The organism is Agrococcus sp. BE272 (assembly GCF_031457935.1).
Lineage (GTDB): Bacteria > Actinomycetota > Actinomycetes > Actinomycetales > Microbacteriaceae > Agrococcus > Agrococcus sediminis.
This window is the reverse complement of the sequence record NZ_JAVDXL010000003.1, coordinates 174,207-200,701: the sequence shown is the minus strand read 5'-3', so window position 1 is coordinate 200,701 and position 26,495 is coordinate 174,207. Positions and strand designations below refer to the sequence as shown.

23 protein-coding genes and 2 tRNA genes are annotated in these 26,495 nt (G+C 73.6%); 17 read left to right on the top strand and 8 right to left on the bottom strand.

The genetic code is table 11. The annotated features are described in order from the left end of the window. Positions 1–8: 8 nt before the first annotated feature. Together J2X49_RS11785 and J2X49_RS11780 are read left to right on the top strand one after the other, a co-directional pair. Positions 9–1,283 (top strand): aspartate kinase, encoded by a 1,275-nt coding sequence (locus J2X49_RS11785; RefSeq protein WP_310126529.1) that lies wholly within the window; start codon positions 9–11, stop codon positions 1,281–1,283. Next, positions 1,283–2,356: an aspartate-semialdehyde dehydrogenase gene (locus tag J2X49_RS11780; protein WP_396131332.1), complete on the top strand. Its 1,074-nt coding sequence runs from the start codon at positions 1,283–1,285 to the stop codon at positions 2,354–2,356. Before J2X49_RS11785 ends, J2X49_RS11780 begins: the two co-directional genes overlap by 1 nt. A 58-nt stretch (positions 2,357–2,414) precedes the next feature. Here the strand turns inward: J2X49_RS11780 and J2X49_RS11775 are convergent, their stop codons facing one another. Beyond that, a complete protein-coding gene (locus tag J2X49_RS11775) occupies positions 2,415–2,753 on the bottom strand; it encodes a hypothetical protein (RefSeq protein ID WP_310126524.1) in 339 nt (112 codons plus the stop codon). Between the two features lie 106 nt (positions 2,754–2,859). On the opposite strand from J2X49_RS11775, the gene J2X49_RS11770 reads away from it, so the two are divergent. From J2X49_RS11770 to J2X49_RS11760, 3 genes are read left to right on the top strand one after another with little or no spacing between them, the layout of a single operon-like run. After that, entirely contained in the window at positions 2,860–4,380 is a 1,521-nt protein-coding gene (locus tag J2X49_RS11770; protein ID WP_310126521.1) for a malate:quinone oxidoreductase, read from the top strand. Positions 4,381–4,402: 22 nt separating this feature from the next. Further along, positions 4,403–5,026, top strand: a complete 624-nt coding sequence (locus tag J2X49_RS11765) for a sigma factor-like helix-turn-helix DNA-binding protein (protein WP_310126519.1) — start codon at positions 4,403–4,405, stop codon at positions 5,024–5,026. A gap of 2 nt (positions 5,027–5,028) precedes the next feature. After that, the gene (locus J2X49_RS11760; RefSeq protein WP_310126518.1) at positions 5,029–5,643 is read left to right on the top strand and encodes a thymidine kinase; all 615 of its coding nucleotides are present in this window, start codon (positions 5,029–5,031) and stop codon (positions 5,641–5,643) included. 153 nt (positions 5,644–5,796) lie between these two features. Here J2X49_RS11760 and J2X49_RS11755 read toward each other — a convergent pair. The 3 genes from J2X49_RS11755 to J2X49_RS11745 form a co-directional block, all read right to left on the bottom strand. Beyond that, positions 5,797–5,870, bottom strand: a tRNA-Pro gene (locus J2X49_RS11755). 44 nt (positions 5,871–5,914) lie between these two features. After that, positions 5,915–6,817 (bottom strand): metallophosphoesterase, encoded by a 903-nt coding sequence (locus J2X49_RS11750; protein WP_310126516.1) that lies wholly within the window; start codon positions 6,815–6,817, stop codon positions 5,915–5,917. A gap of 28 nt (positions 6,818–6,845) precedes the next feature. Beyond that, positions 6,846–9,410, bottom strand: a complete 2,565-nt coding sequence (locus J2X49_RS11745) for a transglycosylase domain-containing protein (RefSeq protein WP_310126513.1) — start codon at positions 9,408–9,410, stop codon at positions 6,846–6,848. A gap of 49 nt (positions 9,411–9,459) precedes the next feature. On the opposite strand from J2X49_RS11745, the gene J2X49_RS11740 reads away from it, so the two are divergent. Together J2X49_RS11740 and J2X49_RS11735 are read left to right on the top strand one after the other, a co-directional pair. Then, positions 9,460–9,627: a hypothetical protein gene (locus J2X49_RS11740; RefSeq protein ID WP_164877025.1), complete on the top strand. Its 168-nt coding sequence runs from the start codon at positions 9,460–9,462 to the stop codon at positions 9,625–9,627. Beyond that, positions 9,624–10,082, top strand: a complete 459-nt coding sequence (locus J2X49_RS11735; RefSeq protein ID WP_128188327.1) for a RidA family protein — start codon at positions 9,624–9,626, stop codon at positions 10,080–10,082. Before J2X49_RS11740 ends, J2X49_RS11735 begins: the two co-directional genes overlap by 4 nt. A 141-nt stretch (positions 10,083–10,223) precedes the next feature. Here J2X49_RS11735 and acs read toward each other — a convergent pair whose 3' ends face one another. Beyond that, positions 10,224–12,164, bottom strand: a complete 1,941-nt coding sequence (gene acs / locus J2X49_RS11730; RefSeq protein WP_310126506.1) for an acetate--CoA ligase — start codon at positions 12,162–12,164, stop codon at positions 10,224–10,226. 275 nt (positions 12,165–12,439) lie between these two features. Here acs and J2X49_RS11725 point away from each other — a divergent pair, with 275 nt between their 5' ends. The 5 genes from J2X49_RS11725 to J2X49_RS11705 all read left to right on the top strand — a co-directional run bounded on the left by J2X49_RS11725 (position 12,440) and on the right by J2X49_RS11705 (position 15,425). Continuing rightward, complete coding sequence (locus tag J2X49_RS11725; RefSeq protein WP_310126504.1) at positions 12,440–13,453, top strand: TadA family conjugal transfer-associated ATPase; 1,014 nt, start codon at positions 12,440–12,442, stop codon at positions 13,451–13,453. After that, positions 13,450–14,286: a type II secretion system F family protein gene (locus J2X49_RS11720; RefSeq protein WP_310126503.1), complete on the top strand. Its 837-nt coding sequence runs from the start codon at positions 13,450–13,452 to the stop codon at positions 14,284–14,286. Before J2X49_RS11725 ends, J2X49_RS11720 begins: the two co-directional genes overlap by 4 nt. A 287-nt stretch (positions 14,287–14,573) precedes the next feature. Then, positions 14,574–14,747: a DUF4244 domain-containing protein gene (locus J2X49_RS11715; protein WP_146357911.1), complete on the top strand. Its 174-nt coding sequence runs from the start codon at positions 14,574–14,576 to the stop codon at positions 14,745–14,747. After that, positions 14,748–15,068 (top strand): hypothetical protein, encoded by a 321-nt coding sequence (locus J2X49_RS11710; RefSeq protein ID WP_310126502.1) that lies wholly within the window; start codon positions 14,748–14,750, stop codon positions 15,066–15,068. Further along, a complete protein-coding gene (locus J2X49_RS11705) occupies positions 15,069–15,425 on the top strand; it encodes an Rv3654c family TadE-like protein (RefSeq protein ID WP_310126500.1) in 357 nt (118 codons plus the stop codon). It abuts the gene before it with no gap. 5 nt (positions 15,426–15,430) lie between these two features. On the opposite strand, the gene J2X49_RS11700 is transcribed toward J2X49_RS11705, so the two are convergent. Further along, positions 15,431–16,681 carry a glycosyltransferase gene (locus J2X49_RS11700; protein WP_310126498.1) on the bottom strand — a complete coding sequence of 417 codons (1,251 nt, stop codon included), beginning with the start codon at positions 16,679–16,681 and terminating at the stop codon, positions 15,431–15,433. A gap of 197 nt (positions 16,682–16,878) precedes the next feature. Between J2X49_RS11700 and topA the strand changes: the two genes are divergently transcribed. Genes topA through J2X49_RS11680 form a run of 4 tightly spaced genes read left to right on the top strand, consistent with a single transcriptional unit; the run spans position 16,879 to position 23,009 of the window. Next, positions 16,879–19,584, top strand: coding sequence for a type I DNA topoisomerase (topA, locus tag J2X49_RS11695; protein ID WP_396131330.1), 2,706 nt, complete (start codon positions 16,879–16,881; stop codon positions 19,582–19,584). Continuing rightward, complete coding sequence (gene tmk / locus J2X49_RS11690) at positions 19,581–20,213, top strand: dTMP kinase (protein WP_128188827.1); 633 nt, start codon at positions 19,581–19,583, stop codon at positions 20,211–20,213. Before topA ends, tmk begins: the two co-directional genes overlap by 4 nt. 10 nt (positions 20,214–20,223) lie before the next feature. Then, the gene (locus J2X49_RS11685) at positions 20,224–21,384 is read left to right on the top strand and encodes a DNA polymerase III subunit delta' (RefSeq protein WP_128188826.1); all 1,161 of its coding nucleotides are present in this window, start codon (positions 20,224–20,226) and stop codon (positions 21,382–21,384) included. 38 nt (positions 21,385–21,422) lie between these two features. Next, positions 21,423–23,009 (top strand): alpha/beta hydrolase, encoded by a 1,587-nt coding sequence (locus J2X49_RS11680; protein ID WP_310126494.1) that lies wholly within the window; start codon positions 21,423–21,425, stop codon positions 23,007–23,009. A 13-nt stretch (positions 23,010–23,022) separates the two neighbouring features. Here J2X49_RS11680 and J2X49_RS11675 read toward each other — a convergent pair whose 3' ends face one another. After that, on the bottom strand, positions 23,023–25,440 hold the full coding sequence (locus J2X49_RS11675; protein ID WP_310126493.1) for a phosphoketolase family protein: 2,418 nt from the start codon (positions 25,438–25,440) through the stop codon (positions 23,023–23,025). 107 nt (positions 25,441–25,547) lie between these two features. On the opposite strand from J2X49_RS11675, the gene J2X49_RS11670 reads away from it, so the two are divergent. Then, positions 25,548–25,623: transfer RNA gene (locus tag J2X49_RS11670), tRNA-Thr, on the top strand. Positions 25,624–25,661: 38 nt separating this feature from the next. On the opposite strand, the gene J2X49_RS11665 is transcribed toward J2X49_RS11670, so the two are convergent. Then, a complete protein-coding gene (locus tag J2X49_RS11665; RefSeq protein ID WP_310126491.1) occupies positions 25,662–26,495 on the bottom strand; it encodes a glycosyltransferase family A protein in 834 nt (277 codons plus the stop codon).

The following is a 26,495-nucleotide window of genomic DNA, read 5'->3' as shown; positions in this document are numbered from 1 at the left end:
GGAGCGGCGTGAGCCTCATCGTGCAGAAGTTCGGCGGGTCGAGCGTGGCCGACGCCGAGAGCATCAAGCGTGTCGCGAAGCGCATCGTCGAGACGAGGAAGCGCGGCGACGACGTCGTCGTGGTCGTCTCCGCGATGGGCGACACCACCGACGAGCTGCTCGACCTCGCCCACGCCGTCGTGCCGAACCTCCCCGCGGGCGGTCGCGAGCTCGACATGCTCCTCACCGCCGGAGAGCGCATCTCGATGGCGCTGCTCGCGATGGCGATCAAGTCGCAGGGCGCCGAGGCCGTGTCGTTCACCGGCAGCCAGGCCGGCATGCTCACCGACGACAAGCACGGCTCCGCCCGCATCGTCTCGGTGACGCCCGGCCGCGTGCGCCAGGCGCTCGACGCCGGGCAGATCGCGATCGTGCAGGGCTTCGCCGGCTTCAACAAGGTCACCGGCGACATCACCACGCTCGGCCGCGGCGGCTCCGACACCTCCGCGGTGGCGCTCGCGGCGGCGCTCGAGGCCGACGTGTGCGAGATCTACACGGATGTCGACGGCGTGTTCACCGCCGACCCGCGGGTCGTCCCGCGCGCCCGCCGCATCGCCCGCGTCACGAGCGAGGAGATGCTCGAGCTCGCCGCCGCCGGCGCCAAGGTGCTGCACATCCGCAGCGTCGAGTACGCCCGCCGGCACGGCGTCACCCTCCACGTCCGATCGTCGTTCACGAATGACGACGGCACCATCGTCTACGACCCAGAGAGAGCGGGGTCCACCATGGAAGAGCCGATGATCGTCGGCGTCGCCCACGACCTGTCCGAGGCCAAGGTCACGGTCGTCGGGGTGCCCGACGTGCCCGGCACGGCGGCCAGGATCTTCACGATCGTCGCCGAGTCCGGCGCGAACGTGGACATGATCGTGCAGAACGTGTCCGAGGCGGCGACCGGTCGCACCGACATCTCCTTCACCCTGCCGAAGGAGGAGGCCGGCAGCGTGCTGCAGGCGCTCGAGGCGCATCGCGCCGAGGTCGGCTTCGAGTCGATCCAGCACGACGACCAGATCGGCAAGCTGGCGCTCGTCGGCGCCGGCATGCGCACGAACGCGGGCGTCTCGGCGCGGCTGTTCCGGGCGCTGTCGGATGCGGGCATCAACATCGAGATGATCTCCACCTCCGAGATCCGCATCTCGGTCGTGACGCGCGCCGACCAGCTGATCGAGGCCGTGCGCGTCGTGCACTCGGCGTTCGAGCTCGACGGCGACCAGGAGGCCGTCGTGCACGCGGGGACCGGGCGATGATCCGGCGGCTGAGCGATGAGGCCGGGCCCGCTCGCCCGCTGCGCCTGGGCGTCGTCGGCGCGACCGGCCAGGTCGGCGGCGTCGTGCTGCGGCTGCTCGCCGACCGCGCCGTGCCGATCGACGAGCTGCGGCTGTTCGCGTCCGCCCGCTCCGCCGGCCGCGCGATCGAGTTCCAGGGCCGCTCGATCACGATCGAGGACGCCGAGACGGCCGATCCGAGCGGCCTCGACGTCGCCATCTTCTCTGCCGGCGGCGCCACGTCGCGTCGGCTGGCGCCGCGCTTCGCGGAGGCCGGGGTCGTCGTCATCGACAACTCGTCGGCCTGGCGGATGGACCCGGAGGTGCCGCTCGTGGTCTCCGAGGTCAACCCGCACGCGATCACCGGTGCCGTGAAGGGCATCATCGCGAACCCGAACTGCACGACGATGGCCGCGATGCCCGTGCTCAAGCCGCTCGACCTGGCTGCGGGCCTCGAGCGGCTCGTCGTCGCCACCTACCAGGCGGTCTCCGGCTCCGGCCTCGCCGGCGTGGAGGAGCTCCGCGGGCAGCTCGAGCGGGCCGCCGGCCAGCATCCGGAGCGGCTCACGCACGACGGCGGCGCCGTCGACCTCGGCGAGCCCGGCGTCTACACGCAGCCGATCGCGCACAACGTGCTGCCGCTGGCCGGCTCGCTCGTCGACGACGGCTCGGGCGAGACCGACGAGGAGCAGAAGCTGCGCAACGAGTCGCGCAAGATCCTCGAGCGTCCCGAGCTGCGCGTCGCCGGCACGTGCGTGCGGGTGCCGGTCTTCACCGGTCACTCGCTCGCGATCCACGCGGAGTTCGAGCGCGACCTGTCGCCCGAGCAGGCGCGAGCGCTCCTCGAGCAGGCGCCCGGCGTCGAGCTCGTCGACGTGCCGACGCCGCTGCAGGCGGCCGGCGCCGACGCCTCCCTGGTGGGGCGCATCCGCGCCGACCAGTCGGCGGAGCCCGGCCGCGGGCTCGTCCTGTTCGTCGCCAACGACAACCTCCGCAAGGGCGCCGCGCTGAACGCGGTGCAGCTGGCGGAGCTCGTCGCGCAGCGCCTCGGCTGACCAGGGCGGAACGGAGGAGGGCGGCGCCGATCGGCGCCGCCCTCCGTCTTCGACCGGCTCAGGCCGCGGGGTGCTGGGGGTGGTGGTCGCCGTGCGGCGCCTCCGCCGACGGCTCGGCCTGCGGTGCGTCCGCCGCCTGGTCGGTCGACGCATCCACCCACTCCGTGGCGAAGCTGCCGCCGTCGGCGGTGCGCTCCTCAGCGGCGCCGCCGGCGAAGCGCTGCGGCTCGCCGCTGTCGCCGCCCAGCTTCGACTCGGCCCAGTGGCGCGCGTCGGCGGCCTTCTCGCCGAGCGTCTGCCCGGCGCCCTGCGCCTGCTCGCCCAGGTTCTCGGCCTTGTCCTTGACCCACTCGGCCGCGTCGCCGAGCTTGTCCTTCGCGTCGTCCAGGATTCCCATGGTCGCTCCTCTCGCCGGATGGTGACGCGCCCATGCTAGGCCTGTGAACCTGGCGATGCGCACGATCTGGGTCGAGCGTCCATGGAGGACGTCCTAGAATCGAAGGGTGACGAAGACGATCGACGTGGCCCTCATCGGCGGAGGGATCATGAGCGCGACGCTCGGCGCCCTCCTCCACCGCCTCGAGCCCTCGTGGACGATCCGCGTCTTCGAGCGCCTGCCCGAGGTCGGCCAGGAGTCATCCGGCCCGTGGAACAACGCCGGCACCGGTCACGCCGCCCTCTGCGAGCTCAACTACATGCCCGAGGGCCCCGACGGCTCGATGACCGCCGCGAAGGCGATCGACATCAACGAGCAGTTCCAGCTCTCCCGCCAGCTCTGGGCGTCGTTCGTCGAGGACGGCACGCTGCCCGATCCCTCCGGCTTCATCTCGCCGACGCCGCACATGACCCTCGTCTGGGGCGACGACAACGTCGACTACCTGCGCCGCCGCTGGGAGCTGCTGAAGGACGAGCCGCTCTTCGCGGGCATGGAGTACACCGAGGACCCCGAGGTCATCCGCTCCTGGACGCCCGCGCTCATCCCCGGCCGCAAGAAGTCGCAGCGCATCGCCGCGACCCGCTCGACCGACGGCACCGACGTCGACTTCGGCGCCCTGACCCGGATGCTCTTCGACCGCCTGCAGGCCGACGGCGCGGTCGTGCACACCGACACGACCGTCACCGGGCTCAAGCGGCTCGGCGACGGCACCTGGCGGCTGAAGCTGCGCCGCGAGGTGGGCCTCAGCACCAACGAGGCGATCGCGCGGTTCGTCTTCGTCGGCGGCGGCGGCGGCGCGCTCAAGCTGCTGCAGAAGTCGGGCATCCCCGAGGCGAAGGGCTTCGCCGGGTTCCCGATCACCGGTGCGTTCCTGCGCACCGACAACCCCGAGGTCGTCGCCCGCCACAACGCCAAGGTCTACGGCAAGGCGAGCGTCGGCGCCCCGCCGATGTCGGTGCCGCACCTCGACACGCGCGTCGTCGACGGCGAGGCGAGCCTGCTGTTCGGCCCCTACGCGGGCTTCAGCCCGAAGTACCTGAAGACCGGCTCGTACACCGACATGTTCGAGACGATCAAGGGCCACAACCTGTACCCGATGATCCGCGCCGGGCTCGCCAACCTCGATCTGGTCGGCTACCTGTTCGGCGAGGTGTTCGCGTCGCGGACGAAGCGCCTCGAGGCGCTGCGCGAGTTCATGCCGAACGCGCGCGACGAGGACTGGCGCCTCATCACCGCGGGCCAGCGCGTGCAGGTCATGAAGCGCGACCCCGACAAGGGCGGCGTGCTGCAGTTCGGCACCGAGGTCGTCACGGGCGCGGACGGCACGATCGCCGGCCTGCTCGGCGCATCGCCCGGCGCATCCACCGCCGTCCACATCATGCTGACGATCTTCGAGCGCTGCTTCCCGGAGCGCATGCCCCAGTGGCGCGAGACGATCCGCGAGCTCATCCCCAGCTACGGCACCCGGCTGAACGACGACCCGGTGGCCGCGCGGGAGAGCCTCGAGCGCACCGCTCGCGTGCTGCGCCTCGTCCCCGAGTCCGCGCCCGAGCTCCAGGCCGCTGCCGCGGGCAGCGGCACCGCCTAGCGACAGAGGCAGACCGATGTCCATGACCGAGTCCCCCGAGGCGGGGACGCTGCGCCGCGTCAGCGCGGTCGCGGGCAGCGAGCAGAGGGACGCGCTGCGCGACGCGATCGACGCCCGTGAGGCGCTCACCCTGACCGCGATCTCGTCGCGGTTCGCCAACCTCGTCGTCGACCCGGGGTTCCCTGGCGACGTGGTCGTGCTCGCCGAGGAGCCCGGCAGGACCATGCTCGCGCACGCGCGCACGGTCGTCGCCGCAGGCGCGCTCGTGGTCGTGCACGCCGACGTCGACACGACCCTGCGGCGGGCCCTCGAGGGCCTGGGTGCCGCGATCGTGCCGCCGAGCGAGCCCGTCGAGGCGGTGGCCGAGCAGGTCGCGGCGGTGCGTCGTCCCACGCGGCGCCGCACCACGAACTGGACCGACGAGCCGGCAGAGCGGCGCCCTCGCCTGTCGCCGGGGGAGCGGCGGGCGCTCACGCACTACGTGCAGGGGCTGACGACCGTGCAGGTCGCGGCCGAGATGGGCGTCGGCTACGAGACCGCCAAGACCTTCCTGCGGCGCGTCCGCGCCAAGTACGCGGCCGTCGACCGGCCCGCCGGCCGTCGCGCCGAGCTCATCAACCGCGCAGAAGAAGACGGCCTGCTCTAGCCGTGGCGAAGCTGTACTTCCGCTACGGGGCGATGAACTCCGGCAAGTCCACCGGGCTGCTGCAGGCGGCGTTCAACTACGAGGAGCGCGGGCAGCGCGTGCTGCTCGCGAAGCCCGCCACCGACACGAAGGGCGAGCGCGACGTCGTCTCGCGGCTCGGCGTCACCCGCGCGGTCGACTTCCTCGTCGGGCCGCAGGACTCGGTGCTGGATGCGTTCGAGGCGGCCGCCGCCGAGCGGCCCGAGCCCGTCGCGTGCCTGCTCGTCGACGAGGCGCAGTTCCTCCGGCCCGAGCAGGTCGACGAGCTGCTGCGCATCGCCGTCGAGCGCGGCGTGCCCGTGCTCGCCTACGGCATCCGCACTGACTTCCTGACGCACGCGTTCCCCGGCTCGGCGCGGCTGCTCGAGCTGGCGCACTCGCTCGAGGAGCTGAAGACCATCTGCCGCTGCGGCCGCAAGGCGCTGTTCAACGGCCGCAAGGTCGGCGACCGCTTCGTCTTCGACGGCGACCAGGTCGCGATCGACGGCGAGGCCGTCACCTACGAGTCGCTGTGCGCCACGTGCTACCTGGAGGAGTCCGGGGGGCGGCTGGGCGCTCCCGCGGCGGTCGTCGAGTAGCGCCACCTACGCTCGTCGAGTAGCCGCCGCAGGCGGCGTATCGAGACGCGAGCGCTCGCCGGCCCAGCAGCCAGGTCTCGGTACGCGCGCTGCTCGACCTTGACCCAGAAGGGCTCAACGCGGCTTCGCCGCATTGAGCCCTTCTGCCTCAAGTCGGGGTGACAGGATTTGAACCTGCGACCTCGTCGTCCCGAACGACGCGCGCTACCAAGCTGCGCCACACCCCGGTGCTCCGCCGGGAACGCGTCCCCGGCTGTGCAACCTCGCCAGTCTACCCGATGTCGCGCGGCTGGAGCGACACGACGACCGCCTCCGGCGGCGTGCCGAGCCGGAACGGGGCGAAGATCGACGACCCGATGCCCTGGGACACGGTGAGCGGCACGGAGCGGCCGCCGTGGGCCCACTCGCTGAGCCCCGAGGCCTGCTCGCGCGGGATGTCGCAGTTCGTGACGATCGCGTGCCCGCCGGGCACGCGCACCTGGCCGCCGTGCGTGTGGCCGGCGAGGATCGCGTCGGCGCCGAGGTCGACGAAGGCGTCGAGGATGCGGCGGTACGGCGCGTGCGTCACGCCCAGCGTGGCGCGGGGCGCGTCACCGAGCGCCCGTCGCATGCGCGAGAGCGCTCCCTCGGTCTCGTCGAGCCGGTCCCAGTGCCGGTGCGCGTCCGAGACGCCGAAGCCGGCGATCGTGGTGCCGCGCACCTCGATGGCGCGCGCGGTGTTGTTGAGGCTCAGCCAGCCGAGGTCCTCGTACGCGCGCTCGAGCCCGTGGATGTCGAGGCGCTCGACGCGCGACTCGCCCGAGACGCTCGACGGCCCGCGGAAGTAGCGGAGCGGGTTCTTCAGCTCGGGGCCGTAGACGTCGTTCGACCCGTGGACGAAGAAGCCGGGCACGCCCTGGAACACCCGCAGCGCATCCGCCAGCACCGGCAGCGCGGCGCGGTGCCCGAGGCTGTCGCCGGTGTTGACGATCAGGTCGGGCTCGAGCGTCGCCAGACCCTCGAGCCAGTCGAGCTTCGTCTCCTGCCAGGGCGCGAGGTGGATGTCGGCGAGGTGCAGCAGCGTGATCGGGCGCGCGCCGGCGGGGAGGATGCGCAGCGTCTCGGAGCGGATCCGGAACGCGCGCGGCTCGACGGCGGTGGCGTACGCGGCGACCGCGGCGCCGGCGGCGAGCACGCCGCCGACGACCGCGCCGACCGCGCGGCTAGCAGCCAGGGTCGCCCCCGGAGGCGTTGGTGCCCACGACGACCGAGATCGGGTCGTCGGGCTCGCCCGGCGTGTCGGGCAGCGGGTTCTGCGCGAGCACCGTGCAGAGGTTGGCCTCGCCGTGGTCCTGCCAGGTGATCTGCAGCAGCGCGGGGTCGAACCCGGCGCCGGAGAGCGTCGTGCGGGCGTCGGCGAGCGAGCTCGCCACGAGGTCCGGCCACGTCTGGGCGGCCGGGTCGGCAGGCGGCGCGGTCTCCTCCGCGTCGCCGCCCTCGGCGAGCCCGCCGTTCGACGGGTACAGGATGATCGGCGTCGACGTGGTCACGAGCGAGCCGGCGCCGGGCGCCGTGTACTCGACGAGCCCCTCGGCCTGCAGGCCGTCGATCGGGTCGGAGACCTGCACCGTGTACCCGGCGCCCTCGAGCGCGGCCGTGGCGGCCTCGACCGACTGGCCCGAGACATCCGGCAGCTGGCTCGCGTTGCCGCGCAGCGTGTCGGCGTCGGGGGAGAGGAACTCGCCGCCCGGGTAGCGGGCGATGCCCTCGGCCATCGCACCGCGGAAGATCGTCGAGCGCACGTTCCAGCGCTCCTCGAGCGAGTAGTTGCCGACGATGTTGCCGACCCAGACGGAGGTCGCGATCGACGGGCTCGCGCCGTTCACCCAGGTCTGCACGACGCCGTTCGTCGTGCCCGTCTTCGAGATGACGGGCGTGGTGCCGGGCGGGTTGTTGATCGGGTTGCGCTCGGTGACCGTCTCGAGCGTGGCCTGCAGCACCGACGCCACCTCGGGCGTGATGGCCTGCTGGCAGTCCTGGCCGGGAGGCTGCACCTCGGAGCCGTCGCGCGCGACGATCCGGTCGATCGCGATCGGGCGGCAGTAGACGCCGCCGTTCGCGATGGTGGCGAAGGCCGAGGCCATGCCCATGGGCGTCACGTTCGAGCCCGAGCCGATCACGGCCGGCGCGAAGATCTGCCAGTCGCTGCCGTCGGCGGGCACGACGCCCATGTTCGCGGCGGTCTGGTGGATGTCGCACAGGTCCATCTGGCTCGCCATGCGGGCGATGCCGGTGTTGACGGAGTTGACCATGATCTCGGTCGGCGTCATGCGGGCGTACTCGTTGCCCTCGTTGTTCTGCGGGTCCCACGGCTCCGAGACGAGGCCCGTGCACTCGGCGCGGAAGGCGCCCATGGGCCACTCCTCGCGCGTCGCGTCGATCTGCTCGTCGACCGAGTGGCCGTCGATGATCCACTGGGCGAGCGTGAAGATCTTGAACCCCGAGCCCGGCTGGAAGCCGCCGGAGCGGCCGTGCGCGTAGTCGGCGTTGAAGTTCACCGCGCTCGCGGTGGGCGGTGCGCCGTCGCCGTTGAAGTAGTCCTTGTTCTGCGCCATCGTCAGGATGCGCCCGGTGCCGACCTCGAGCTGGGTCACGGCGCCGCCGGACTGCCAGCGGGTCTCGGTGTTCGGCACGTTCTGGTCGAGCAGCGCCTGCACGGAGTCGTTGAGGCCGAGGTCGATCGACGTGTAGATGCGGTAGCCGCCCTGGAAGAGCGCGGCGGCGTTGTCCTCCTCGGATGCGCCGAGGATGTAGTGCCCGTCGACCTGGTCCTGCGCGAGCACGCGCTGCACGTAGTCGCAGAAGAAGCGCGCCGAGTCGTAGCCCGCGATGCATCCGTTGTTCGCCGGCTGGATGTCGACGAACTCCTCGTCGACCGGCGTCGCGAGCGCCTCGTCGCGCTCCTCCGCCGTGATGTAGCCGTCGGCGGCCATCCGGTTGATGATGAAGTCGCGCCGCTCCTGGTTGCGCTCCCAGTTGTCGGCGTTGAACAGGTTGCGGATCGACGGGTTCTGCACCGTCGCGATGAGCGCGGCCGACTCGGCGATCGTCAGCTCGGAGGCCGGCTTGTTGAAGATGCGCTGCGCGCCGGCCTGGATGCCGTAGACGTTGCCGCCGAAGTTGGCGATGTTGAGGTAGGCGAGCACCACCTCGTTCTTCGTGTAGCGCTGCTCGAGGCCGATCGCGAGCCGCATCTCGGCGAGCTTGCGCTGGTAGCTCTCCTGGTACTGCTGCTCGTAGGTCTCCTGGTCGCCGCGGATGAACGCGTCCATGGCGATCTGCTGGCGCACGAGCTGCATCGTGAGGGTCGAGGCGCCAGACTCGCCGCCGAAGCCGACCTGCGAGAGACCGGCGCGGATGACCGACGGCGCATCGACGCCGCCGTGCGAGTAGAAGCGGCGGTCCTCGCCCGCGACGAGCGCCTCGACGGTGTTGCGCGGCACCTGCTGCCAGCGCAGCACCTGGCGGTCCTGGGCGTAGAACTGGGCGATCTCGACGGGCTGGCCGTCGCGGAGGCCGTAGATGCGGTTGCGCTCGGCCTGCTGGTTGATCTGCGCGTACGAGGGCAGGCTCTCGAAGATGTCGAGGCCGCTGTTCGCGGTGCTCGAAGCGACCGCGAGCGCCGGCGTCAGCGTCGCCGAGACGAGGATCCCGGCGATCGCGCTGAAACCGATGAGTCCCAGGAGCGAGGCGAGCAGGCTTCCTGGCTTGTGTCGTGATGCGGCCATAGCATACGAGGGTACGCGACCAACCTATGAGGGCAGGGGACCACGCACGATGGCGAAGACGACCTGGGAGTATGCGACGACGCCGCTGCTCATCCACCGAGAGACGGCGATCCTGAACACCTGGGGCGCCGACGGCTGGGAGCTCGTGCATGTCGCGAACGGCCCGGAGGGCGGCCTCGTCGCATTCTTGAAGCGCCCGATCGAGGCGTCCGCGTGAGCGTCGCCGAGCGCATCCGCGAGCTCGGCTTCGAGCTGCCCGCGGTCGTGCCGCCCGTCGCCTCCTACATCCCGGCCGTCTCGAGCGGCCGCCTCGTCTTCACCTCCGGCCAGCTGCCGATGGTCGACGGCGCGCTGCCGCGCACGGGCAAGGTCGGCGCCGAGGTGTCGGCCGACGAGGCCACGGCCGACGCGCGCCAGTGCGCGCTCAACGCGCTCGCGGCGATCGACGCCGAGATCGGGTCGCTCGACCGCATCACCCGCATCGTGAAGGTGGTCGGATTCGTCGCCTCGGCCGAGGGCTTCCACGGCCAGCCGGGCGTGATCAACGGCGCGAGCAACCTGCTCGGCGAGATCTTCGGCGACGCGGGCCGCCACGCGCGCAGCGCCGTCGGCGTGGCCGAGCTGCCGCTCGGCGCCCCGGTCGAGGTCGAGGTCATCGCCGAGTTCGCCTAGCCGCGTCGCGCCGGCGGGCTCGCCGCACGACTGCTCGGCGACGCTCGCGCCGCGGAGCACGCCGCCGCAGATGCAGGGCCAACGGCTGCCATGCGGGCGCATCCAGCGCAACTCGCCCTACATCTGCGGCGGGGCGGCGCGTCAGCGCAGCTGCGACTGGATGGCCTCCACCACCGACTGGTCGGCGAGCGTCGTCGTGTCGCCGAGGTCGCGCCCTTCCGCGAGGTCGCGCAGCAGCCGCCGCATGATCTTGCCGGAGCGCGTCTTCGGCAGGTCGGGCACGATGAACACCTGGCGGGGCCGCGCGATCGCCCCGATGTCGGATGCCACGTGCTGGCGGAGGATGCGCTCGGCCTCCTCGACGGGGTGGTGCGCGGCGCTCTCCTTCAGGATCACGAACGCCACGACCGCCTGGCCCGTCGTCGCATCCGTCGCCCCGACGACCGCCGACTCGGCGACGCCCTCGTGCGCGACGAGCGACGACTCGATCTCGGCGGTCGAGAGCCGGTGGCCCGACACGTTCATGACGTCGTCGACGCGGCCGAGCAGCCAGATCTCGCCGTCCTCGTCCTTGCGGGCGCCGTCGCCGGCGAAGTAGCGGTCGCCGAACTTCTCCCAGTACGTCTCGCGGTAGCGCTCGTCGTCGCCCCAGATGGTGCGCAGCATCGACGGCCACGGGCTCGTCACGACCAGCAGGCCGCCGTCGCCGTCGTCGACGGATGCGCCCGAGTCGTCGACCACGTCGATCTCGACGCCGGGGATCGGCACCTGCGCGCTGCCCGGCTTCAGCGTCGTCACCGACGCGAGTCCCGAGATCATGATCGCGCCGGTCTCCGTCTGCCACCAGGTGTCCATCACCGGGGTCGTGCCGCCGCCGACGACGTCGCGGTACCAGATCCACGCCTCCGGGTTGATGGGCTCGCCGACCGTGCCGAGCACGCGCAGGCTCGACAGGTCGCTCGAATGCGTGTGCTGGCGGCCGAGCTTCATGAAGGTGCGGATGGCCGTGGGGGCGGTGTAGAAGATGGTCACGCCGTAGCGCTCGATGATCTGCCACGGGCGCTCGGGCGTCGGGGTGTCGAACGTGCCCTCGTGCATCACCTGCGTGGTGCCGTTGGCCATCGGGCCGTAGACGATGTAGCTGTGGCCGGTGACCCAGCCGATGTCGGCCGTGCACCAGTAGACGTCGGTCTCGGGCTTCAGGTCGAACACGTGGCGGTGCGTGAACGAGGTCTGCGCGAGGTAGCCGGCGCTCGTGTGGAGGATGCCCTTCGGGCGCCCCGTCGTGCCGGAGGTGTAGAGGATGAAGAGCGGGTGCTCGGCCGGGAACGCCTCGGCCGCGTGCTCGGGATCGGCGTCGGCCATCGCCTCGTGGTACCAGACGTCGCGGCCGTCGACCCAGTCGATCTCGTTCTCGCCGCGCCGCACGACGAGCACGTTCGTGACGCCATGGCCGGGCTCGCGGAGCGCCTCGTCGACCGTCGGCTTCAGCGGGAACACCTTGCCCTTGCGGTGCCCGCCGTCGGTGGTGATGACGAGCTTCGCGCCCGCGTCGTCGATGCGGCCGCGGAGATTGGATGGGCTGAAGCCGCCGAAGACGGCGGTGTGCACGGCGCCGATGCGGGCGCAGGCGAGCATCGCGGCGACCGCCTCGGGGAGCATCGGCAGGTAGATGGCGACGCGGTCGCCCGCCTGCACGCCGAGCGAGGTGAGCACGTTCGCGAGCCGCTTGACCTCGACGGTCATCTCGGCGTACGTGATGGTGCGGCGGTCGCCCGGCTCGCCCTCCCAGTGGAGCGCGACGCGGTCGCCGTGCCCGGCGTCGACGTGCCGGTCGAGGCAGTTGACGGCGACGTTGAGGGTGCCGTCGTGGAACCACCTGGCGTGCGGCGGCTGCCAGTCGAGCACCTCGGTGAAGGGCGTCTCCCACTGCAGCTCTCGCGCCTGCTCGGCCCAGAAGCCGAGCCGGTCGTCGGCGGCCCGCTCGTAGAGCGCGGCATCCGTCGCTGACTCGCTCGCGAGCGCCTCGGGGGGCGCGAACCGGCGGGTCTCGGTGAGCAGGTGGTCGATGTGGTCCGACACGGGTCCTCCAGACTTCCTCGTCGCTGCGAGCCTAGCGAGGGCTCGGCGCGAGGTTGCGCCGTGTTGCGCCGCCCGGCCCGCGCTCGGAAGCCTACGATGGCGACGCCGGCCCTGCCGGCACCAGCAGGTGACCGGTGGATCCCCCATCCGCCTCCCTGCGGCGGCGTCCCCTCCCCCCAGGTGGGCGCCGCCTCCCTCGTTGCGGCGCGGTCGCCCTCTCCACAGCCGCCCGGCGGCGGTCCCCGCGCCGCGCGCGCCGCCCGTAGCGTGCGCCCATGCAGCAGCGCGCCACCGGGATCCCCTTCGTCGCCGGCGCCCCGCGCCCGAGCACGCGCGACCCGGCGCGCACGGCGGCCGACGGCGGCACGCTGCGCGAGTTCGGCGAGCTCGCGCCGCTCGTGGCGGAGGCGGCGGTGACGGATGTGTTCGTCACGGGCGGGCAGGTGTGGGTCGATCGCGGTCGGGGCGCCGAGGCCGCAGCGCTGCGGCTCGAGCCGGAGCGCGCCCGCGCGCTCGCGGTCGCGCTCGTCGCGGCGGGCGGGCGCCACGTCGACGAGGCGACGCCGTGCGTCGATGTGCGCCTGCACGACGGCATCCGCGTGCACGCGGTGCTGCCGCCCGTCGCGGTCGCGGGCGCGCAGCTGTCGATCCGGCTGCCGCGCGTGCGCTCGCTGACGCTGGCCGAGCTCGACGCGGCGGGCGCCTTCGCGCTCGTGCCGCTCGCCGAGGTGCGCGCGCTCGTCGCCCGGCGCGCGAACGTGCTCGTCTCGGGCGCCGGCGGCTCGGGCAAGACCACGCTGCTCGGCGCGATGCTCTCGGAAGCGGGGGCAGGGGAGCGCATCGTGACGATCGAGGACGTCGCCGAGCTGCGCATCCGTCATCCGCACGTCGTGGCGCTCGAGGCGCGGCAGGCGAACGCGGAGGGGGCGGGCGCGATCGGGCTCGAGCAGCTGGTGCGCGAGGCGCTGCGCATGCGGCCCGATCGGCTCGTGCTGGGGGAGTGCCGCGGCGCCGAGGTGCGCGAGCTGCTGTCGGCGCTCAACACAGGCCACGACGGCGGCGCGGGCACGCTGCACGCGAACTCGCTCGACGACGTGCCGGCGAGGCTCGAGGCGCTCGGCGCGCTCGCGGGTCTCGGCCCCGCGGCGCTCGCGCGGCAGGCGGTGAGCGCGATCGACGCGGTGCTGCACGTCGAGCGCGCGGCGGTCGCGGGGGCGCCTGTGCGCCGGGTGGCGGCGATCGGTTCGCTCGTGCTCGAGGGCGATCGGCTTGCGGTGCGGCGGCGATGACCGCTGCGGCGCAAGAGGAGGCCGCCGCGACCGTGCACCGGCTCGCTGCGCTCGTCGCGGGCGGCCTGCCCATCGATCGCGCGTGGTCGGTGCTCGGCACGGATGCGTCGGCGGTCGACGCGCAGAGGGGCGGCGCGGGCGGCACGGTCGCCGCGGTGCTCTCGCTCGCGCGCGAGACGGGTGCGCCGACCGCGCCGACCCTCGAGCGCCTCGCCGGGCTGCTGCGCGAGCAGGCGGTGCAGGCGCGGGCGCTCGAGGCGGCGCTCGCCGGGCCGCGCGCGACGGCCCGGCTGGTGATGGCGCTGCCGATCGTCGGGATCGGCTTCGGGCTGGCGCTCGGGCTCGATGTCGTCGGCGCGGCGACGGGCGGCGGCGTCGGCACGTGGTCGATGCTCCTGGGCGCGGCGCTGCTGGTGGCGGCGTGGGCCTGGTCGCGAGCGATCGTGCGCCGCGCGGCCCGCGGCGAGGCGGCCCCCGGGCTGGCGCTCGACCTGGTCGCCGTCGCGCTCGCGGGCGGCGGCGCGGCCGATCGCGCCCGCGCCGCGGCGGAGACCGCGCTCGCGGATGCCGGGGTGGCCGCCGACGGCTGGGCCGAGGTCGACGCGGCGCTCGCGCTCGCGCGTCGCGCGGGCGTGCCGGTGCGCGGCCTGCTGCTGGCAGAGGCGCAGGCGGCGCGCATCCGCGCGCGGCTCGAGGCCGAGGCGCGGGCGCAGCGGGCCGCGGTGCAGCTGTCGCTGCCGCTCGGCGCGTGCGTGCTGCCGGCCTTCTCACTGCTCGTGATCGTGCCGCTCATCGCGTCGATGCTGACCGGCGCCCTCACCCCGCTCACCTAGGGGGCGGACAGGTCGGGCCCCTACGGTCGGGGCATGCGCAACCTCTTCGAGTCCCTCGTCAACTGGTTCGCCGCGCTCGCCGCATCGTTCGGCAGCGCCCCGCACCCGATCGTGGCGACGGTGCCCATCCGCCCGCAGCAGCGCCGGCGCTGAGGCCCGTCGGCGACCCCGGACCGGGTCCCCGCAGCATCCCGATCGAGCCGCTCCTCCACAGGGCGGCTCGATCGTCGCACGCCGGCACCCGCGCCTGCCGCACCCTTGGGGCTCCCCGAGGGAAGGAGGCGAGCATGCGGATGCTCGACAGGCTGGTGCAGGAGGAGGACGGCGCGGCGACCGCCGAGTACGTCATCGCGACGATGGCGGCGGTGGGCTTCGCCGGGCTGCTGGTGGTGATCCTGCGCTCCGACGAGGTGCGCGGGATCCTCACCGACATGGTGCAGCGAGCCCTGACGGTGCAGTAGGTGGCACCCGGCAGCGACCGCCGCGGCGAGCTCGGCGCGGTGACGGCCGAGCTCGCCGCGGCGCTGCCGGCGGCGGTGCTCGCCATCGGCCTCGCGGTCGCTGCGGTGTCGGCGGCAGCGGTCCAGGTCGGGCTCGAGCAGTCGGCGGGCGCGGCCGCGCGGGCGGCGGGGCGCGGCGACGACCCGCAGCTCTACGCCGACGGTGCCGCGCTGCGCATCGACGCGCGCGGGGAGCTCGTCTGCGCCGTGCTCGCGCGCGAGGCGCTGGGCGGCGCGCTGACGCTGCAGGCGAGCAGCTGCGCGCACGGCGGCGGTCGATAGGTGCGGGCGCGGTGGGCGGAGGAGCGCGGCGCCGGCGCCGCGCTCGCGCTCGCGGTGGCATGCACGGCGCTGCTGCTGGCGCTGCTCGTCGTCGGCGCGGGCACCGCGTCGATCGCGCAGGCGCGGGCGGCGGCTGCGGCGGAGGCAGCCGCGCTCGCGGCAGCCGATGCGCGCTCCGGCTTCGCCGACGGCGCGCCGTGCGCGCTCGCGCAGGCGGTCGCGGCGGCGAGCGGCGCACGGCTCGAGGCGTGCGCGCTCGACGGGCTCGACGCGCACGTGACGGCCGTCGTCCCGGTCGGCCCGTGGCGCGCATCCGGCACCGCCGTCGCCGGACCGCCGCAGGGCGGTGCGCCGTGAGCGCGCTACATCGACTCGAGCTCGTCGACGAGCGCCGACCCGCTCGCGTCGCGGACGATCGCGGCGCCGAGCCGACGAGCCGCCGCCGCGGCGTCGACGTCCTGCAGCAGCGCGGCCGCCGCGGCGGCGATCCGGCGCGGCGAGGCGCGACGGGAGAGCGTGCGCCCGGCGCCCCGGAGGACGACCCGCACCGCGTTGTCGGCCTGGTCGCGGCCGTGGGGCAGGATCAGCAGCGGGCAGCCGGCGGCCAGCGTTTTCACGACCGTGCCGTGGCCGCCGTGCGTCACCACGAGGCTCGCGTCGCGCATCGCGTCGGCGTGGGGCGCCGCCCGCACCACCGACACGCGCGCCGCGCCGCGCAGCGACGCGGGATCGATGGCCGGGCCGGTGGTGACCACGGCGCGCACCGGCAGGATCGCGAGGGCGTCGATCACGCGCTGCAGGCACTCGGCATGGTGCTGGAAGGTCGACGACATCGCGACGAGCACGAGCGGCTCGTCGCCCGCCGGCGGCAGCCACGCCGCGGCGCCGGCCCACGACGGGTCGTCGAGCACCGGTCCGACGTAGCGGGCGTGCGCGGGCAGGTCGCCCGGCAGGTCGAACGCGGCCGACGTGAGGATGAGGAGGCGCTCGGCCCGCAGGAGCTGCTGCCAGAACGTCGCGATGGGTTCGAGGCCGTGCGCGGAGCGCACGCGGTTCAGGCCGCCGAGCGCACGGCGGTCGAACATGCGCGTGCTGGCCGCCGTCAGCGCCCGGTCGCGGATCCTGCCGGCCCGGCCTCGCGCGGGACGCAGCCCTGCGCCGAACGGCGGGATGCCCTCGGCGCCGAGCGGGTAGATGTTGGGGACGAGGACGCCGTACGGCACGCCTGCCGCCTCGGCGGCGATCATCGCCCCGACCGCGAAGGAGGAGGTCAGCACGACGTCCGGCGGCTCGGCCGCGATCGCTGCGGCCAGGTCGTCGGCCTGCGACGGCGCCGGGCCGATGATCATCGCCTCCGCCAGCTCCCGCACGAGCCTGCCGGGGGAGCGTGCGGCCCAGTCGCGCACCTCGACGGCGGGCCGCGACCAGGCGGTGAAGGCGGCGCCCGCGCGCGCCGTCGCATCCGCCATGCTCCGGTCGCCGACCACCGTCACCCGGTGCCCGCGCGTCGCGAGCCGGCGGGCCACGCCGAGCTCCGGCGGCACCGTCCCGCCGGCGTCGGTGAGCCCGAGCAGATAGCTGCGCGGGGCCTGCGGAACGTCGCTTCCGGCCATCGTGGGCCCCTCACCGGCGTCATCCGGCGCCACGCTCAGCGTAGATCGGCGGCGCCCCCGCGTCGACGGCCCTCCTGCGCGGCAGGCGGGCGGCAGCCGCGCCGACCACCTGGGGAGCACCATGACACCGTGTGTATTGTGTCGAGGCGTGGCCCGGTCGGGCGCACCATCCCCCAAGAAGAGCAGTGAGCGTGAGCATGGGCAAGAAGCTCGTCATCGTGGAGTCCCCGGCGAAGGGCAAGACGATCGAGCGGTACCTCGGCGAGGGATACCAGGTGCTGGCCTCCGTCGGCCACATCCGCGACCTCGTCAGCCCGCGCGACCTGCCCGCCGACCTGAAGAAGGGGTCGTACGGCAAGTTCGCCGTCGACGTCGACCACGGCTTCGCCCCCTACTACGTCGTCAGCGACGAGAAGAAGAAGACCGTCGCCGAGCTCAAGCGCGCGCTCAAGGACGCCGACGAGCTCATCCTGGCGACGGATGAGGACCGCGAGGGCGAGGCCATCGCGTGGCACCTGCTCGAGGTGCTGCAGCCGAAGGTGCCGGTCAAGCGGATGGTGTTCCACGAGATCACGAAGGACGCCATCGAGCAGGCGAAGGACTCGATGCGCGAGCTCAACATGCCGCTCGTGGACGCCCAGGAGACCCGCCGCATCCTCGACCGCCTCTACGGCTACGAGGTGAGCCCGGTGCTGTGGCGCAAGGTGCGGCAGGGCCTGTCGGCCGGCCGCGTGCAGTCGCCGACCGCCCGCCTCATCGTCGACCGCGAGCGCGAGCGCATGGCGTTCGTCGCCGCCGGCTACTGGAGCCTGACCGCGCAGTTCGAGGCCGAGGGGTCGCGCTTCGGTGCGCGCCTCGTGCGCCTCGACGGCGCCCGCGTCGCGACCGGCAGCGACTTCGACGACCGAGGCCAGATCAAGGGCGTGCGCACGATCCTCGACGCGGAGGCGGCCGAGTCGCTCGCGACCGAGCTCGAGCAGACAGCCTTCGCGGTCGCCGGCGTCGAGTCGAAGCCGTACCGCCGCCGCCCGTCGGCGCCGTTCACGACGTCGACGCTGCAGCAGGAGGCGGGCCGCAAGCTCAAGCTCTCGGCGAAGCAGACGATGTCGGTGGCGCAGTCGCTCTACGAGCAGGGCTACATCACCTACATGCGCACCGACTCGCCCTCGCTGTCGTCGCAGGCGATCGCCGCAGCGCGCGCGCAGGCCACGAGCCTCTACGGCCCGGGCTCGGTGCCGCAGGCCGCTCGCCACTACGCCGGCAAGTCGAAGTCGGCGCAGGAGGCGCACGAGGCGATCCGCCCCTCCGGCGAGGCCTTCCGCACCCCGAGCGAGGTCAAGGCGTCGATGACGCCCAACGAGCACCGGCTGTACGAGCTCATCTGGAAGCGCACCGTCGCGAGCCAGATGATCGACGCGACGGGCCAGACCGCGACCATCACCATCGCCTCGGAGAAGACGGCCCGCGGCGTCGCCGAGTTCACCGCATCCGGCACCGTCATCACCGAGCCCGGCTTCCTGCAGGCGTACGAGGAGGGCAAGGATGCCTCGCGCTACGCCGACGACGCCGAGGCCGAGGGCACGCTGCCCGACGTCAAGGGCGGCGACCGCGTCGACCTCGCCGAGCTCGAGCGCAAGGAGCACGTGACGACGCCTCCGCCGCGCTACACCGAGGCGAGCCTCGTGAAAGCGCTCGAGGAGCTCGAGATCGGCCGGCCGTCCACGTACGCCTCGATCATCGACACGATCGTGCGCCGCGGCTTCGTCACGCAGCGCGGCGGCGCGCTCGTGCCGAACTGGATCGCGTTCTCGACCATCAAGCTGCTCGAGGACAACCTCGGCGACTACGTGGACTACGACTTCACCGCCGAGATGCTCGCCGACCTCGACCGCATCGCCGACGGCGAGCTCGACCGGCAGGAGTGGCTGCAGCGCTTCTACTTCGGCAGCGACGAGCGGCCCGGCCTGAAGTCGACCGTCGAGAACCTCGGCGACATCGACGCGCGGGCCGTCAACTCGATCCCGGTGGCCGAGGGCGTCACGCTGCGCGTGGGCCAGTACGGCCCCTACCTCGAGGGCACCGGCCCCGACGGCGAGACGAAGCGCGCGAACCTGCCCGAGGACCTCACGCCCGACCAGCTCACGCCCGAGAAGGCGGAGGAGCTCTTCGCCGCCGAGCCCGTGCAGGACCGCGTGCTCGGGCAGCACCCGGAGACGGGCCTCGACGTGGTCGTGAAGAACGGCCGCTTCGGGCCCTACATCGAGGAGGCGCTGCCGGTCGAGCTCGACGACGAGGGCAAGCCCGTCGCCCCGAAGAAGGGGAAGGCCGCGCCCAAGCCGCGCCGCGCATCCCTCTTCAAGGCGATGGAGCCGGAGTCGGTCGACCTCGAGACGGCGCTCAAGCTGCTCTCGCTGCCGCGCGTCGTGGGCGTCGACCCGGAGTCGGGCGTCGAGATCACCGCGCGGCCGGGCCGCTACGGGCCGTTCCTGTCGAAGGGCGAGGACACCCGCTCGCTCGACGAGGAGGACCAGATCTTCTCGATCACGCTCGAGCAGGCGGTCGAGCGCTTCGCGCAGCCGAAGTACGGCGCCCGGCGCGCCGCGTCGGCGCTCAAGGAGTTCGACGCCGACCCGGTCTCGGGCAAGCCGGTGAAGGTGCGCGACGGCCGCTTCGGGCCCTACGTGACCGACGGCGAGACGAACGCGACCATCCCGCGCGGCGAGGAGGTCGAGGCGATCACCTTCGAACGCGCCATCGAGCTGCTGCAGCTCAAGCGCGAGAAGGGCCCGACCAAGAAGCCGGTGCGGAAGACGGCCGCCAAGAAGCCCGCCGCCAAGAAGCCGGCCGCGAAGAAGCCGGCCGCCAAGAAGCCGGCGGCGAAGAAGCCCGCGGCGGAGCAGTGACCGGCGCCTTCATCACGCTCGAGGGCGGCGACGGCTCCGGCAAGTCGACCCAGGCGGCGATGCTGCAGGCGTGGCTCGAGGAGCGCGGCCGCACGGTCGTGCGCACGCGCGAGCCCGGCGGCACCGAGCTCGGCGTCGAGATCCGCCGGCTCGTGCAGCACACCGAGGGGCACGTCGCGCCGCGCGCCGAGGCGCTGCTGTACGCAGCCGACCGCGCGCAGCACGTCGCGACGCTCGTGCGGCCCGCGCTCGAGCGCGGCGACGTCGTCGTGCAGGACCGCTACCTCGACTCCTCGGTCGCCTACCAGGGCGCCGGCCGCGAGCTCGACGGCCAGCAGGTGCGCGACCTGTCGCTGTGGGCCGTCGACGGGCTGCTGCCGGATCTCACGATCCTGCTCGACATCGAGCCCGAGGCGGGGCGCGAGCGGATGGCGGCGCGCGAGCACGCGCCGTACGACCGGCTCGAGGAGACGGGGCTCGACTTCGCGCGGCGCGTGCGCGAGGCCTACCTCGGGCTCGCCGCGGCCGAGCCCGACCGCTTCGCCGTCGTCGACGCATCCGGCACCCCCGACGAGGTGCACGCGAGCGTCGTGTCGCTCGTGCGTGCGATGCTCGACGCGCACCACTGAAGGGGAGCGGATGACGGGCGGCTGGAGCGAGATCGTCGGCCAGGCGGATGCGGTCGAGCAGCTGCGTCGCGCCGCGGCCGAGCAGCCGGGCGACGCCCACGGCGCGATGACCCACGCGTGGCTGCTCACGGGCCCGCCCGGATCGGGCCGCTCCAACCTCGCCTACGCCTTCGCCGCGGCGCTGCTGTCTGCGCCGACCGGCATCGAGCCGGAGGTGGCGACCCTCGTCGAGGCGCGCACCCATCCCGACCTCGTGACGCTCTCGACCGAGGGCGTGCTCATCACGATCGCGCAGGCCCGCGCCGTCGTGCAGCGGGCGTCGCTCGCACCCTCGACCGCGCGCTACCGCGTCGTGGTGGTCGAGGACGCCGACCGGATGGCCGAGCGCACCTCCAACGCGCTGCTCAAGGCGCTCGAGGAGCCGCCGCCCGAGACCGTCTGGATCCTCTGCGCGCCCAGCGAGGCAGACCTGCTGCCGACGATCCGCTCGCGCGTGCGCACCCTCACGCTGCAGGTGCCCGACCCGGCCGACGTCGCCCGCCTGCTCGTCGAGCGCGACGGGGTCGACCCCGCGGTCGCCGAGCGCGCGGCTCGCGAGGCGCAGAGCCACATCGGCATGGCGCGTCGGCTCGCGACGAGCGACGAGGCGCGGGCCCGCCGCGCCGAGACGCTGCAGATCGCGATGCGGGTGTCGACGGCGGCCTCGGCCGTGCTCGCCGCGGCCCGCTACGTCGAGATCGCGACGGCCGACGCCGACGCGCTCTCGGCCGAGCGCGACGAGGCCGAGCGCGCGCAGGCGCTGCGCCAGCTCGGCATCGAGCCGGGCGGCACCGTGCCGCCGCAGCTCCGTCGCCAGCTGAAGGAGCTCGACGACGCCCAGAAGCAGCGAGCCAAGCGCGGCATGCGCGACGGCGTCGACCGCATCCTCGTCGACCTGCTGTCGCTCTACCGCGACATCCTCATGACGCAGCTCGGCGTCGGGCGCGAGCTCGTCAACGAGGCGATGCGCCCGACCGTGCAGGCCGCAGCCGACTACCTCGAGCGCGCCGCCGTGATCGACGTGCTCGACCAGATCCGCATCGCCCGCGAGCGCATCGAGGCCAACGTGCCGCCGCTGCTGGCGCTCGAGGCGATGCTCGTGCGCGCCGCGCGGGCGGCGCAGCGCCGCTGACAGGCCCCGGCCACAGGCTCGGGCAATACCGTGGGGGCATGCATCGCCTCCGCCGCCGCGGCCTCACCGCACTGGCCGTCGTCGCCGCCACCGGGCTCGCCCTCACGGGCTGCGTCATCCTGCCGCCGCCGCTGCCCGGCAGCCCGAGCACGCCCGGCACCTCCGGCACGCCCGGCGCGAGCGACGAGCCGCGGTGGAGCCCCACGGGCGAGGCCGTCGCGCCCGAGCTCGAGCCCTACTTCGGGCAGGACGTCGACTGGCAGGACTGCGGCGCCAACTGGTGCGGAACCGTCACCGCGCCCATGGACTGGTTCAGCGCGGGCGAGGAGTCGATCGAGCTCGCCGTCACCGTGGCGCCCGCGACCGGTGAGCGCCGCGGCGCGATCCTCTACAACCCCGGCGGCCCCGGCGCATCCGGCGTGGAGTACGTGCAGAGCTACGCCGACTACCTGCTGCACCCGGATGTGCGCGAGCACTACGACCTCGTCGGCTTCGACCCCCGCGGGGTCGGCGGCTCGACGCCCATCTCCTGCTACGACGACCCGCAGGAGCTCTACGACTGGCTGTGGGAGATCCCGCCGGGCCCCGCGCCCGAGCCGCTCAGCGACGAGGACCTCGAGCAGCAGCTCGAGTCGGCGCAGTGGCTGGGCGACGCATGCCTCGCGCACACCGGCGACTACCTGCAGCACATCGGCACCGAGCAGGTCGCGAGCGACCTCGACCTGCTGCGGGCCCTGCTGGGCGAGGAGCGCCTCAACTACCTCGGCGTCTCGTACGGCACGCTCATCGGCTCGACCTACGCCGACCTGTTCCCCGAGAACGTCGGCCGCATGGTGCTCGACGCGGCGGTCGCGCCCGACTCGACCGACTTCGAGGGCACGCTCTACCAGGCGGCCGGCTTCGAGCTCGCGTACGGCAACTTCGTCACCGACTGCCTGCAGCAGCGCGACTGCCCCTTCCAGGGGTCGAAGGAGGATGCGCTGCAGCAGACGCGCGCCCTGCTCGACGCGATCGACGCCGACCCGATCGAGGTCGCCGACGGCCGCCAGCTCGGCTCCGGCGCGTTCTTCACCGCGATCGCCGCCAACCTCTACAGCGACGCGCAGTGGGAGACGCTGCGCCAGGTGATCGCCGACGTCGCGGCGGGCCGCGGCGAGACCGCGTTCGCGCAGGCCGACGCGTACTACGGCGTGCGCCCGGACGGCTCCTTCGAGGACAACTCGCTCGAGACGCTCATCGCGGTCAACTGCCTCGACTACCCGCCGGTCACCGACTTCGACGAGGTGCGCGCGAACGCCGAGCAGATCATGGCCGCGGCGCCGACGCTCGGGCCCGACTTCGTGGGGCTCGGCAGCTGCGCTGCGTGGCCCTTCGAGGCGACGCGCGAGCCGCACGAGATCACCGCGCCGGGCGCCGAGCCGATCATCGTGATCGGCGGCATCAACGACCCCGCGACGCCGTACCAGCAGTCGGTCGACCTCGCGGCGATGCTCGAGTCGGGCGTGCTCATCTCGGTCGACGCGGAGGGCCACGGGCAGTACTTCGGCGGCAACGACTGCGTCGACCGGCCGGTGAACGAGTACTTCCTCGACGGCGTCGCGCCCGCCGGGCAGATCGACTGCTGAGGCGGGCCGGCGCTCAGCCGCTGAGCGACGACGCCGGCCAGCGCCAGTCGGCGACCTCCGGCACGTCGACCCCGTGCTCGCGGGTGTGGGCGCGGGCCCTCGCGCGCGCATCGCCGAGCTCGTCGAGCAGCCCGGCGTGCGCCTCGGCGAGCCCCGGCACGCGCTGCAGCACGTCGATCGCCAGCCGGAAGCGGTCGAGCTCGTTCATCATCACCATGTCGAACGGCGTCGTCGTCGTGCCGCGCTCGAGGAAGCCGTGCACGTGCAGGTTCGGGTGGTGGCCCCGGCGGTACGCGAGGCGGTGGATGAGCCACGGATAGCCGTGGTAGGCGAAGACGGTCGGCGCCTCGGGCGGGAAGATGCGGTCGTACTCGTCGTCCGGCAGTCCGTGCGGGTGCACGTCCGGCGGCTGCAGCCTGCCGAGGTCGACGACGTTCACGACGCGCAGCGACAGCTCCGGCGCGCGCTCGCGGAGGATGGCGGCCGCGGCGAGCGCCTCGAGCGTCGGCACGTCCCCGGCCGCCGCCAGCACCGCATCCGGGCCCGCCCCCTCCCGCTCGGTGCCCGCCCACGGCAGCACGCCGAGCCCGCGACCGCAGTGCTCCTCGGCCTCGGCCATGCTCAGCCACTGCGGCGCCGGCTGCTTGCCGGCAACGACGAGGTTGATGCGGCCCGTCGAGCGCAGGCAGTGGTCGGCGGTCACGAGCAGCGTGTTGGCGTCGAACGGCAGGTGCACGCGCACGACCTCGGGACTCTTGTTGAGCGCGACGTCGATGAAGCCCGGGTCCTGGTGGCTGAAGCCGTTGTGGTCCTGCCGCCAGACGTGGCTCGAGAGCAGGTAGTTGAGGCTCGCGATCGGCTCGCGCCACGGCACGTGCATCGCCGACTCGAGCCACTTCGCGTGCTGGCCGAGCATCGAGTCGACGATGTGCGCGAACGCCTCGTAGGTGTTGAACAGCCCGTGCCGGCCCGTGAGCAGGTAGCCCTCGAGCCAGCCCTGGCACTGGTGCTCGCTGAGCACCTCGATCACGCGCCCGGTGGGGGCGAGGTGCTCGTCGCCGGGCTCGATGCGCGCGTTCCACTGGCGCTCGGTGGCGGCGTAGACGGCGGGGGCGAGGCGGTTGGATGCGGTCTCGTCGGGCCCGAAGATGCGGAACGTGCGGGGGTTGTCGCGGATGACGTCGGCGAGCCACTCCCCGAGCACCGCCGTCGCCTGCGCCTCGACGGCGCCGCGCGCGTCGGGTGCGACGTCGATCGCGTGCCCGCCGATCGCCGTGAGGCGCAGCGGCTGCCGCAGCACGCCGCCGTTCGAGGCCGGCTCCGCGGCCATCCGCAGGTCGCCCTCCGGCACGTTGGCCCGCACGGCGGCGGCGGGCGCGCCGCGCTCGTCGAAGAGCTCCTCGGGTCGGTACGAGCGCATCCACTCCTCGAGGATGCGGCGGTGGCCGTCGTCGTCGCGCACGCCCGACAGCGGCACCTGGTGGGCGCGCCAGGTGCCCTCGATGCGCTCGCCGTCGACCTCGTCGGGGCAGGTCCAGCCCTTGGGGCTGCGCAGCACGATCATCGGCCACGCGGGCCGCTCGGTGAGCGTGCCCGCGGCGGCGTCGGCCTTGATGGCCCCGATGCGATCGACGGCGTCGTCGAGCACCGCGGCGAAGCGCGTGTGCACCTCCCGCGCCGGCTCGTCGTCGAAGCCGACGGTGACGACGAGCGGCTCGTGCCCGTAGCCGCGCATGAGCGCGACGAGCTCGTGCTCTGGGATGCGCGCGAGGAGGGTCGGGCCCGCGATCTTCCACCCGTTCAGGTGCAGGATCGGCAGCACGGCGCCGTCGGCTGCGGGGTTGAGCAGCTTGTTGCCGTGCCAGGCGGTCGCGAGCGGACCGGTCTCGGCCTCGCCGTCGCCGATGACGCAGGCGACCAGCAGGTCGGGGTCGTCGAACGCGGCGCCGTAGGCGTGCGCGAGGGAGTAGCCGAGCTCGCCGCCCTCGTTGATGGAGCCGGGCGTCTCGGGTGCCGCGTGGCTCGGGATGCCGCCCGGGAACGAGAACTGCCGGAAGAGCCGCTGCATGCCGCGCTCGTCGAGCCCGACCTCGGGGTAGCGCTCGGCGTAGACGCCGTCGAGCCAGGCGCCCGCGACGACCGCGGGCCCGCCGTGGCCGGGCCCGGTGACGAAGAGGGTGCGCTGCCGGCGCTCGCGGATGGCGCGGTTCAGGTGCGCCTGCAGGAACGTGAGTCCCGGGGTCGTGCCCCAGTGGCCGAGCAGCCGAGGCTTGATGTGCTCGCGCGCGAGCTGCTGCCGCAGGAGCGGGTTCTCGAGCAGGTAGATCTGCCCGATGCTCAGGTAGTTCGCCGCGCGCCACCAGGCGTCGACGCGGTCGAGGTCGTCGGGGGAGGGCCCGCCGCTCCGTCGCTGCCAGGCGGTCGCCGTCATGGCTCGAGCCTGGTGCGCGGCGCCCTCGGTCGTCAAGGGCGGATGCCGTCCCGCCGGTCGTGGCGCAGGCCGGCCATGCGCTATGCTCGATGATCGTGCCTCGGCACGCCGCCTTAGCTCAGTCGGCAGAGCGATTCACTCGTAATGAATAGGTCGGGAGTTCGATTCTCCCAGGCGGCACCAGCACCTCATTCCCGACATCGTCGGGGCCTCGCGGCCGATCAGCGGCGCGGGAACCGGCGCAGCAGCCGCCGCCAGCCGCGTCTCGACGCCGCCGCCGTCCGCCGCTCCAGCCGCCCGAGCGGACCGCGCGCGGCAGCGCCAGTGGGCAGCGCCGCGAGGAACCACGCGAGGCGCAGGCGCATGAGGCCCGTCTCGCGGCTCGTGACCAGCAGCGTGCGAGCCGTCATCCCGATCTGGCCGCGCGTGCCGCGGGGGCGGGTGAAGGATCGGGCGGAGACGCCGACGGTGAGCTGCGGGTCGTAGCGCACCGCGCTGCCGGGCGGCAGGTGCAGCGACAGGTCGACGTCGTCGTGCACGTCGGCACGGTCGCGGTGCACGGCCAGTCGCATCCGCCTCCAGAGATCGGCGCGCATCGCGAAGTTCGAGCCGTACAGCGGCGCGTGCCCGAGCAGCGCGGCGATCAGCCGGAAGTAGCCCACCGTGAGGCTCTTGCGGCCGAGGTACCGCACGAGCCACGTGCCGCCGTAGAAGGTCGCGGCCCCGCTGATCGCGTCGAGCCGCGGGTCGGCGGCGAACGCCGCCTCGATGCGCCCGACCCACTGCGGCGGCGGCACGGTGTCGGCGTCGAGCCGCGCGAGCACGTCGCCGACGGCCGCGTCGAGCGCGGCGGCGGTCGCCCCGGGGATGCCGGGCGCGTGCACCGCGAGCACGCGCGCGCCGTGGCGCGCGGCGATCTCCGCGCTGCCGTCGATGCTGCCGCTGTCGACGACCAGGATCTCGTCGGGCGCACGCGACTGGCGCGCGAGCGCGGCGAGGCAGCCCTCGAGCGCGATCGCGTCGTCGCGCACCGGGATCACGACGGAGATGCGCAC